At 45.1% G+C, this 9471-nt stretch carries 13 protein-coding genes; 4 read left to right on the top strand and 9 right to left on the bottom strand.

The annotated features are described in order from the left end of the window. Positions 1 to 187: MarC family protein (locus UA76_RS03475; RefSeq protein WP_047043055.1), on the top strand; the 187-nt coding region annotated here is incomplete at its 5' end. A gap of 149 nt (positions 188 to 336) precedes the next feature. On the opposite strand, the gene UA76_RS03470 is transcribed toward UA76_RS03475, so the two are convergent. Then, entirely contained in the window at positions 337 to 888 is a 552-nt protein-coding gene (locus UA76_RS03470) for a TetR/AcrR family transcriptional regulator (RefSeq protein WP_047043051.1), read from the bottom strand. 116 nt (positions 889 to 1004) lie between these two features. Here UA76_RS03470 and UA76_RS03465 point away from each other — a divergent pair, with 116 nt between their 5' ends. Then, positions 1005 to 1463: an HPP family protein gene (locus UA76_RS03465; RefSeq protein WP_047043049.1), complete on the top strand. Its 459-nt coding sequence runs from the start codon at positions 1005 to 1007 to the stop codon at positions 1461 to 1463. Positions 1464 to 1584: 121 nt separating this feature from the next. Here UA76_RS03465 and UA76_RS03460 read toward each other — a convergent pair whose 3' ends face one another. The 7 genes from UA76_RS03460 to UA76_RS23995 all read right to left on the bottom strand — a co-directional run bounded on the left by UA76_RS03460 (position 1585) and on the right by UA76_RS23995 (position 6498). Continuing rightward, on the bottom strand, positions 1585 to 1830 hold the full coding sequence (locus UA76_RS03460; protein WP_047043045.1) for a hypothetical protein: 246 nt from the start codon (positions 1828 to 1830) through the stop codon (positions 1585 to 1587). Further along, a complete protein-coding gene (locus UA76_RS03455; protein WP_047043043.1) occupies positions 1824 to 3395 on the bottom strand; it encodes a hypothetical protein in 1572 nt (523 codons plus the stop codon). The genes UA76_RS03460 and UA76_RS03455 overlap by 7 nt, the downstream gene beginning before the upstream one ends. A 401-nt stretch (positions 3396 to 3796) precedes the next feature. Continuing rightward, positions 3797 to 4372: a class IV adenylate cyclase gene (gene cyaB, locus UA76_RS03450; RefSeq protein WP_047043039.1), complete on the bottom strand. Its 576-nt coding sequence runs from the start codon at positions 4370 to 4372 to the stop codon at positions 3797 to 3799. An 86-nt stretch (positions 4373 to 4458) separates the two neighbouring features. Further along, positions 4459 to 4743, bottom strand: coding sequence for a MazG nucleotide pyrophosphohydrolase domain-containing protein (locus UA76_RS03445; RefSeq protein WP_047043036.1), 285 nt, complete (start codon positions 4741 to 4743; stop codon positions 4459 to 4461). A gap of 60 nt (positions 4744 to 4803) precedes the next feature. Further along, positions 4804 to 5112 (bottom strand): hypothetical protein, encoded by a 309-nt coding sequence (locus UA76_RS03440; protein WP_047043033.1) that lies wholly within the window; start codon positions 5110 to 5112, stop codon positions 4804 to 4806. A 177-nt stretch (positions 5113 to 5289) separates the two neighbouring features. Continuing rightward, complete coding sequence (gene yddG / locus UA76_RS03435; protein WP_272945999.1) at positions 5290 to 6126, bottom strand: aromatic amino acid DMT transporter YddG; 837 nt, start codon at positions 6124 to 6126, stop codon at positions 5290 to 5292. Positions 6127 to 6342: 216 nt separating this feature from the next. After that, positions 6343 to 6498: a hypothetical protein gene (locus UA76_RS23995; protein WP_202906905.1), complete on the bottom strand. Its 156-nt coding sequence runs from the start codon at positions 6496 to 6498 to the stop codon at positions 6343 to 6345. 332 nt (positions 6499 to 6830) lie between these two features. Between UA76_RS23995 and UA76_RS03430 the strand changes: the two genes are divergently transcribed. Next, the gene (locus tag UA76_RS03430; RefSeq protein ID WP_047043086.1) at positions 6831 to 7244 is read left to right on the top strand and encodes a VF530 family protein; all 414 of its coding nucleotides are present in this window, start codon (positions 6831 to 6833) and stop codon (positions 7242 to 7244) included. Positions 7245 to 7340: 96 nt separating this feature from the next. On the opposite strand, the gene UA76_RS03425 is transcribed toward UA76_RS03430, so the two are convergent. Beyond that, positions 7341 to 8606 (bottom strand): DEAD/DEAH box helicase, encoded by a 1266-nt coding sequence (locus tag UA76_RS03425; protein WP_047043029.1) that lies wholly within the window; start codon positions 8604 to 8606, stop codon positions 7341 to 7343. A gap of 306 nt (positions 8607 to 8912) precedes the next feature. Here UA76_RS03425 and UA76_RS03420 point away from each other — a divergent pair, with 306 nt between their 5' ends. Beyond that, on the top strand, positions 8913 to 9404 hold the full coding sequence (locus UA76_RS03420; RefSeq protein ID WP_047043027.1) for a VOC family protein: 492 nt from the start codon (positions 8913 to 8915) through the stop codon (positions 9402 to 9404). The last annotated feature ends 67 nt before the right edge of the window (positions 9405 to 9471 follow it).

Below are 9471 nucleotides of genomic sequence, written 5' to 3'. Positions count from 1 at the left end.
GATGAAAGGCGCGCCTTATATATCCAAAGCACTTGGCGTAACGGGTTTAGATGCCCTCACACGTATAATGGGCTTCATCCTCATCTGTATCGCATTCCAATTTGTATTCGATGGCCTAGGAGGTTATCTGGCAAGTGAACGTTTCATGGAACCGATTTTAGAGGCTATATCATTGAATAAGGCCTAGCGTTAAGCTAGCAAGAAGACACCTTGCGTGAATTTCTATCTTAGTTGGAATTTCCCGCGATAGCCCTACATTGTATGGATACGATGTCACTAGCCACCAAATTAGAGCGATTTAAATCCAAACGTTCCGTTTATGTACAAACGGAACGTTTAAGTACAAAGTGCCCTCAATGCGTCTTTGCTCTGTTGGCATACTTCGTCACCCTTTCTAGTCATGTGCGCAGTAATGATCGCTCCCTCCTTCATGATACAAATAGCATTCAAAAGCTGAGGATTATCATCGGTTAATTTACTTTGAATTAAGCGCTTAACCTCACTTTTGTGGAAAGAGCAATACTTAACAATGTCGCTGTCAACGTCACTAAACTCTGCCGATGTATTGATGAAAAAGCACCCTCTGAAGTCCCCGAGCTCACTGGCTTCACCATTGAACCAACGATTCAAACCATCAAATAAATCAGAGACAAGTTGCTGTTCAGAAGAGGCGTCACTCAAGGTTAGTTCTAACCAATGCATAAAGTTGGCATGCCTTTGCTCGAGCGTTGCATGAATCAAAGCCTCTTTGCTGTCGAAGTGACTGTAAAGCGTTCGCTTCGCAACGCCAGAGACTTTAAGAACCTCATTAATACCAACCGAGTGAATACCCTGAAGATAAAACAGATCGAGGGCTGTATCGATTAACTGTTGTCGTTTCTTATTCATTGCCTACTAGCCAAACACCCTATCAAAAACGTTTGACAATAGTAGACCAAGTTGTCTACCCTTTCAATGTAGACAGACTGGTCTACTATTTTATAAGCACACACGAGCACACGAAAATGAATAACTACATTGTTTCTTGTTTAGCCGGGATTGGGGCCGCCATTGCCATTGGCGTACTGAGCCATTTGGAAGCGTCACTCATAGATATCGCATTTATCATGGCACCATTTGGCGCAACAACAGTATTGGTATTTGGGCTGCCAGATAGCCCGTTAGCCCAACCCAAAAATGTGATTCTTGGGCATTTAGTAACTGCATCTATAGGTGTTGCTTTCACCCAGTTTATAGGGGTAACTCCCGTTACATTGGCTATCGCGACTGGGCTTGGTGTTTCGCTGATGTTACTGACCAAAACCACACATCCGCCAGCGGGAGCAAATCCGATTTTGATCATGTTAACTGCGCAAAGCTGGGCATTCTTAATAACCCCAGTGCTTACCGGTGCCGTATTGATAGTGTTAGTGGGTAAGGTATTTAAGATAGGTAGAGCAAAGTTTACGGCTATGTACTCTTGAGCTAAGGGAAAGCCTGTATTAAGGCTTCTTTATTTGTTATTCAAACCACTATGCAGGTATGCTATATCGATTTCAATAAACGGCAGTAGACTGCTAGCTACTGCCGCCAACAATAAAAAAGTTACCAGTCGTCGTAAGGATCTGGCTGAGCGATGCTGTGAGCGGGATCGTTCCAAGGCCAAGGCACCTGCTGCTCAAAGAGCGTCAATGCTTCTGTTCCCGCATGGCTCTCGCGGATCGCTGGTAGAGTCTGGTTGCAGTGGAACGCTTGATTCTCTGTGGAAGTCGCTATGGACTGAAAATAGCGGGTCAAAACTGGTAAGTACTCGGCTTTGTCCACTAGTGACAACACTGCATCTGCTAACACAGGCTTGTCCTCTTGACCGAACAGTCGCCCACAACAGGACCAAGCCGCAATCTTATCGATAAGGGTCGCAAGCATGTCGGCGCCATCAGCTCGTAGGCAAGCGAAGGGAACAGGTTATACTCACTGGCCGTCTCGACTAGCTGAGGTTGCAGCGCGGTGAAACAGAAAAACAGGGGTAAGATCGTGTCATGTGTAGCCTTTGCCTGTCGTTCATAGTTAGCCTGCAACGCTGGCAGGCTATTCAATAGTGAGTTTAAGGTCGCGACGCCATGTTGACGGCATTGCAGATCGGCACAGAAAAAGTTTATCTGGCCACTTTTCATCGGCTCAACCACTTCGTTTCGAGGAACACGCAGCTGTGCCCGTTGAGCGGGTATAGCTTGTGTAGCAATCAGCGCAGCACTATCTTCGGTTCTGACCCCAGCTTCGCAAGCCTTGGGTACATTGGCCCACCAAAGTTTGGCCCATTCCCGGTCGCCCTGTGCTAAAAGCAGTTGAGTCTGGTCACCTTGGTTGATGCACTCAAGCAGGTAGCTCTCTTCATGCTGAGAGAAACTTTGCCCAGGTTTCGCATGCAGTGCGGTAGGTCCATGGATAATCTCACCTTGACGAGTGAGACACTGAACCAGTCCTCCTTGCCATGCCAACCAAAAATGTTCACCTGCACTATCAAACTGGACATCGGTCAGGCATTCTACCAATGACTGCCAAGCCTCATTGTGTTGGTGACTGACGTCGCCATTGGCAATCGCGTCTAGAGACTCGATGATCTCATCACGATCAAAATCATCGGCGATCTCGTCGCCACTCAGGTAGCGTACCGTTTTTGACCAGAGCAGACGTTGTGAGTAAAGATCGACTAATTGCAACGCAAAGCCATACCGACTGACTCCCTTGTCATCTGTGATGGCCTCGACGGAGCTGGTGTCTGCACAAAGCAGTGTTCCCGCTTGGCGATCAACAAAAAGGGTTTTACGGAAACTCAAGGGATCAATCGTGGGCTTACTGGCAAGCTCAGTAGTTTGGACTTCCATGGTATTAGCATTAAAGCGCACGACGGAATGCGTTCGAAATTTATAGCCCGGCTTGCTACTTCGTTGATAGCAGGCCCATTCACCCTGTGACAGCAGGACCAAGGTGCCTTCTTCAAAATCGAGGTCCATGGGACGGTCATAAATCAATTGCAGCTTAGCTAGATCGAGCCCGAACAAACGTTGACCGGAGGGTCCGTCGAGTTCACTCTCCGCTGCAAACCACAAGGTATTGCCTATAAACCACGCATCTATAAAAGGACGCAACTGCATATCCAGTACGGGTTCGACCGTACGGTGGTCACCCTCGTGAAACGGCCACCGATACAGCTTTCCCCATGAATCCATGGCCAAAAGGGTTGTATTATCTAACCACTGCAGCAAGACAAGCTTGTGCTCGCTACCAGCCAATTCATACTGACTTAAACAAGTGCCCTCCCCCTTCAAGCAATGCACCTGCACCTGGTTTAATCCACCGTGAAAGAATAATTTAAATGATACCAGCTCACACTGGGCTGAAATACTCTGCGTCATACTCTGCTTAAATCCCTTGAGGTATTACATGGCGATCCCATGGGCTGCTCAGTCCATTAATGATCGAGAACGCATGGTTCTTTGGAGCGTGAGAGTTACCGATTGGCTCTGCTATTCCGAATCCCACTTTCTCTTAATTCAATATCTTACACACCCAGTGGTTACACGAGCGATTTACTAACACTGGTCGCCGCTGGCTTGGAAATATCATTCTGTACGGATTAACAAATAATAGGTTTTGCACACATCACTATCTTTACGTCACCGACAAAAAACGTCAATGTTATCCATGTGATAGAGTTCTCTTTATTCACTCTAAAGGCACGGTTCATACATAGTGCATGCGACAACCGTTCGTGAAAGGAACAAGGCTGACACTCGGCGGAAAAGGTGCCAAGTGTTTAAAATCCACTTCCACCGTTTCTCGATGTGTGGTTTTCTAAGAACATTTGCTTATAGGATTTGGTCTGTAAAGCCGAGTCTGTTAATCCAAACTTACTCGCTAAGTTTTCAAGTTCAACTTTATAGGTGTCTAGCATCGATTCATCGTCTGTCATGATTGCGAACTCTGCAAAGTCACCAATGCCATTTAAAGTGTCTACCGTGATGTGAAACTTACCGACGAAATAGATACTTCGCGTTTTAGTTGCTTTCAAAGTGACTTCGTAACCCATGGTTTGAAGCATACTTTTGGCGCTGTTAGCATCGGCAATGTTCGTGGCCTCACATCGGTCTGCTTCGGGACCTTTAACAATCCAAAGCTTGATGCCTGATGGCTCCATTATGCGAATACAGACACTCTTGTTCTGCTGCTTCAAAGATTTATCAGGCGTATCGAAATACCAATCGGATTCTAGATTATCCTCTAGCATTATTTCGTGAGGCATTTGTTTTAAAACGTCTAAGAAACTGGTCTTAGACTCGACGCGGTACTTAAGCTCTACCTCATACTTCCCTTTAAAATGCTCGTCGCTCATTTGGCCATCCGTTAGAAAAAGAGAATATTATCATTGACGTGTGCAGCTAAACTTGAGCATACACATGTTGCTCAGCGGTAAGCGCTCTAGCGGTTGTATTTAACCTTATTCAATATTTCTTTCAGGTCATGCGTTTGTTCTAGGTTAACATCGTAAATGTTCGCCAGAGCGCAAACGTAGTACAAAACATCATATAGCTCTTCAGCAATCGAGCCTTTTAGGTCTTCCAAATCGGGTTGACCGCCTTTCCCACTGCGAATAGATTCAGACAACTCACCCACTTCTTCGACTAATTTGAGAAAATAGTGCTCTGGTAAATCGGGAGCATAATCAAACTCTTTAATGTGACTTTGCAACTCAGATAACTTCATAATTTCCTAGTTCGGTTTTCGATCTGTTTATTTGTTTAAAGACGTCAACAATGTCGATCCCTAACGCTTACGATTCTCCTCAGTATCGTAACTAATTAGCTTATCCACGTTCTTGAGTTGGACTCCAACTTGGTTAAACGCCATTTGGATTGTGGCTGAGACATGCTGTGGGCCTTCTGAGTTTAGAAACTTCGCTCTATCTTGATTCGTTTCGAATACACAGGCAATTTTTAAACTCTGAGGAAAAGCAGAATACTTAACGGTGTGCGTTACCCATTGAAAACCTTCATAGCTTTTCAACGTACCTTCACATACATCGGTCAACACATCTCTAATTTGGTTTTCGATCTTCTTGTCTGATTTGCGCATTATGCAAACGTCCTATGTAGTGCCTTAAAAGGTTCTTGGTGAATATGATATTAAGCGGTATTGGACCCTGTCTCTGTTTGAAATACAAGGTGTCATAAATGCTCAGCAAGCCCAACAACAGACATCCAAATGTTCAGTTCTGTTTAGAGGCTATCCAGCAGATAACTGAGCCGATGCTCACCATCGACGCCCCAGCCAAAAGCCAACACCGAGAGATTCTTCCAGTAGAAGTGCTGCAAACAAAGCTGAAAGCACCGGAGTAAAATAAGAAGCGGTCGCCAGTACGGTAACATTGCCATGTAATATGCCAATATTCCATGCGGCATAGCCTAAACCCATCGCACAGGAAACCAACACAAGATCGATAAGCACTCTGGGTGAAAACGTCATTACCGGGTTTTCGCTCAGGCCAAGTTTACACCACAAGACCGTAGCCGTGAGCATAAAAAATGGCGTAATCCCATTAAACCCTTCCGCGGCTTTCTTGGTGTATACGCAATAGACACTCCAAATGACTGCTCCAGAAAAAGCGAGCCCGTAGCTTAATGGGTTGCTGATGATGTTGGCCCCCATCTCTGTTAGCGAAAACCCATCATCCCCAGCAAGCACTTTGCCAACTCCACAAAGACAGATGATCATCCCAACGAACATCATCAATGACATTCTTTTTCCGCTTACAAGAAGCGCAAGCACTAAGGTGAAGCTTGGCCATAAGTAGTTAACCATACTCACCTCGATCGCTTGTTTACTGGTAGTGGCGAAACCCACGGAAAGCGAGAGGCACAGCTCGTAGACAACGAAAAGCAAACCACCCAAAATGAGATAACGGCGAGGAAACTTGGCAAGATTTGGAAAGCCGACTGCCACAAGCAGTACAACTGAGCTAAGCGTATAAATCATCGCCGCTCCGCCTACCGCGCCTAAAGCCTCAGCAACGGTTCTAATCAAACCAACCGCAGTGCTCCACATCAATATGGCAACTAAACCGATGGCGGTGGCTTTACTGTATGTCATTGAGGCAGTTTTCCTTAAGAGAGCGAGAGAGACCTTAGATATTCCATGATGCAAACCGAAATGAATGTACGCGTGGGATTGCTTCTAGAATCCAAGATGAGCTGAGACTTAGATAGAGCAAAGTGTCTTGAAAAAGAAGCTAACTAAAGTGGTTCAGCATTTTATTGAGAAGTGTTGTAATGAAGCTCTAGTTCGATGTTTAAGTCATCGTGCTTTTTACGACTCTTTCGCTTCTTTTGCCTCTTGTTCTTGCTGTTTTAACTTCTTATCTTGATCGAAGTGCCATTTGATGGCGAAATATCCAGCGACCCCAAGAGCAATTAACTTAATTGCCATTGCCACGTACGGAAAATAGTCTAACCAATGACTCATCGCATATCTCCATTTTGTTGAATACTGCTCACTCAACCTGATGAACACTATCAAAACTCAACGCGCCGAACTGAACACGCTGTCCAGATTTATCTTAACCACCAAACCAACCAATTGGTATTGTGAATGTTTTTAGTGACTTACCATGGCAGGAATATATGCAGTATAAATTTAATTGTCAATTTTATAAAACACCATTTCACCTGAAACTATCCTTTTCGAACTGCACGTACACCACCACACATATCTCTAAGCGCTATACTCTGTTAAACTCCGCCCCTTCAAAACTGAACTTATAGATACCTATATTCCTAAGCACTATGGCCACCAAAATGATGACTGACGAAAAAAGAATAGAACTGCAACAAAACAATCCACTGCACGGGTTAAAACTCGAAACCATGTTGCAAGAGTTGGTGGACTTTTATGGCTGGGACATTCTCGACGCCGCCATGCGTTTTAACTGCTTCAACACCAATCCTTCTATTGCCAGTAGTGTGAAGTATTTGAAGAAAACCGAATGGGCAAGAGAGAAGTTAGAGAACTTTTACCTCTACCGCTTTAAGCGCATGCCACGCGCTAGTGTGGAAGAGTATGATTTGCCACCGAGAGCGCGTACTTTCCGTCATGGTCTCAAACCTAAAGAGCCGATGCCACTTACGGTAGATTCGATTCTAAAATCTCAAGCGAAAGCCGCCTCGTCTTTCAAAGAACGCTCTGGTCGCGGACGTTCACAGCGTCGATAGTCAATCATAAGATGAAAAAGAGCCTCGCTTGTTACATCAAGCGAGGCTCTCTATTTTTCTCTCTCAGTTCTAGCCGCCCAATAGAGATTCGACGGTTTAGTCGTTGTTCTGTGGATTGCGTTTTTTCTTCTTCTTTTTTCCTGTGCCAGCAGGTTTTGGTTGCGGCCGCATAGGTAAGAAGTACGCTTCGCTTTGGTCGTCTTCAACTTCAAAGCCTTCTACCTGTTCACGCTCAAGACGGAACTTGTTTTTCTTCTCAATAACTTTGAAGTGATGATAATCATCGTAATCAATCAAAGATAAGCCAAGGCCAACTTCACCCGCACGGCCGCTTCGACCGATTCGGTGCATATAGTCTGCTGGGCTACGCGGAAGATCGAAGTTAATTACAACAGGCAGTTTTTCAATATCCAGACCGCGCGCTGCGATATCGGTTGCGATCAACACTTGGATCTCACCAGACTTGAATCCTTCAAGCACACGGGTACGAGCACCCTGCCCTTTGTCGCCGTGGAACACTTCTGCTGTGATTCCGCGTTTCGACAGTTTCTGAGCTAGGTGGTTACACGCGCTCTTCGCATTCACGAAAATCAACGTTTGACGCCATTGATATTGCTTAATCAAATGCGCCAGTACCGCTGTTTTCTCGCCTTTATTAACACTAAACACACGCTGAACCAAAGTGCTCTCTTCTGCGCTTTGCAGTTGAACTTCAACCGGATCGCTCAATAGGTGCTGAGCTAATGTCGTCACTTTGTCTGGGAACGTCGCCGAGAACAGCAAGGTTTGCTTCTTCTCTGGCAACAGTGCAAGAATTTTGTTTAGTTCTTCCGTAAAGCCAAGACTCAGCATGCGGTCTGCTTCATCAAGCACTAGCGTTTTCACTTCATCTAGCTTAATCGCGTTGCTCGATACCAAATCAAGCAATCGACCCGGTGTTGCCACTACGATGTCGCAGCCACCACGAAGTGCGAGCATCTGCGGATTTACTGATACGCCACCAAACACAGCAACCGTTTTGATCTTGTCTCTTAAGTGGTACGAGTATGATTTAACGTTATAAGCCACCTGCGATGCCAGTTCACGAGTCGGTACAAGGATCAGATGAGAAACGTAGTTGCCGCGGCGACTGTTCGATTCACCTTGCTCAACAATCTTTTGCAGAATAGGTAACGTAAACGCTGCCGTTTTACCCGAACCTGTATTAGCACCACCGATGATATCTCGCCCTTCTAGAACACAAGGGATAGTATGCGTTTGGATTGGGGTCGGCTGGCTATATTCTAACTCGGTGAGTCGTTCTACTAGAGTTGGAATTAGGCCGAGATCGGCAAATGTTGCTTGTGGTGTTTGATCGGTCATTGCGATGAGGGGCTCAGTGCTTAATTTAAGGCCGTGTATCTTATTCTATTTAGCGCAAGGATGTTAGCGATATTGCATCATTCAGGCAGTTAACCGCCGTGTTGGTGGCACTCCATCCAATAGCTAGTCGCGAATTTTTCCGTGAGCCCGCATGGTTATAACACTCGCTTCCACTTCCCCTCCATAATAACAAAAAATTATCATAATGATGATTATTGATAATTTACCATCTCAAATTTTTGTACCTATACTTCTCCATATCGAAACGAACAAACAAATACTCAAATATAAAGTTAGGAGAAAGTCATGAAGATGAATCACGTAGGTATCATGGTCGGTGATATGGACAAAGCGGTTGAGTTCTATACGAAAGCGCTTGGCCTTCGTATAGTGATGAACAACACTAAAGTTCAAGAAGAACGCGAGTCAGCTATTGGTCGCATGTGTATCGCGGTTTTCGGTGAAGGCTTCAAAGGTTTTAATATTGCTCACCTAGTGACGACTGATGGTATCGGTGTTGAACTCTTCGAAATGGTAGATCGTGATGAGCGCCACAACGTAGATTTTTCTCGCCTTGGTATCTTCCACTTCTGTCTTCAGTTGCCAAAAGAGCAGTTTGATACCGCGATTAAACGTGTTGAAGAGTATGGAGGTAAAGTGCGTATGGATATTATGCGTTACCACCCAGAAGATGAGCTAAAACAAGCGCAAATGGTTTACCTAGAAGACCCGTTTGGAAACCTTTTCGAGTTCTACTCTCACTCTTACGAAGATACTTACGCTTCCGATTACGAGTAATCGCTTGCTGTTAACATACAGCGTCACAAGGCTTAAACGAATAAAGGATTGGTAGAGATACCAATCC

Origin of the sequence: Vibrio mexicanus (assembly GCF_001012815.1) — a bacterium.
GTDB lineage: Bacteria > Pseudomonadota > Gammaproteobacteria > Enterobacterales > Vibrionaceae > Vibrio > Vibrio mexicanus.
This window is presented reverse-complemented; position numbering and strand designations above follow the sequence as displayed.